Source organism: Citrobacter sp. TBCS-14, assembly GCF_005280805.1.
Lineage (GTDB): Bacteria > Pseudomonadota > Gammaproteobacteria > Enterobacterales > Enterobacteriaceae > Citrobacter > Citrobacter gillenii.
On record NZ_SZWM01000742.1, the window covers coordinates 1 to 490 of the forward strand.

At 55.4% G+C, this 490-nt stretch carries 1 pseudogene; it reads left to right on the plus strand.

Annotated elements, in window-relative coordinates:
* Positions 1–490, plus strand: a pseudogene (locus FDX22_RS21030) (ATP-grasp domain-containing protein); the annotation flags it as partial.

Sequence of the window (490 nt, forward strand, 5' to 3'; positions counted from 1 at the left end):
CAAAGAAGACATTCGCGCTTTTGCTGAACACTGGCTGGGTAAACGCCTGGTTACTTACCAGACAGACGCCCATGGTCAACCGGTAAATCAGATTCTGGTTGAAGCAGCGACCGACATCGGTAAAGAACTTTACCTCGGCGCAGTTGTTGACCGTAGCTCCCGTCGCGTGGTCTTCATGGCCTCTACCGAAGGCGGCGTGGAAATCGAAAAAGTCGCGGAAGAAACCCCGCACCTGATCCACAAAGTCGCACTGGATCCGCTGGCGGGCCCAATGCCGTATCAGGGACGTGAGCTGGCATTCAAANCTCGATCCGCTGGCAGGCCCAATGCCTTACCAGGGACGTGAGCTGGCGTTCAAACTGGGTCTGGAAGGTAAACAGGTTCAGCAGTTCACCAAGATCTTCATGGGTCTGGCGACTATCTTCCTGGAGCGCGACCTGGCGCTGATCGAAATCAACCCGCTGGTTGTCACCAAACAGGGTGACCTGAT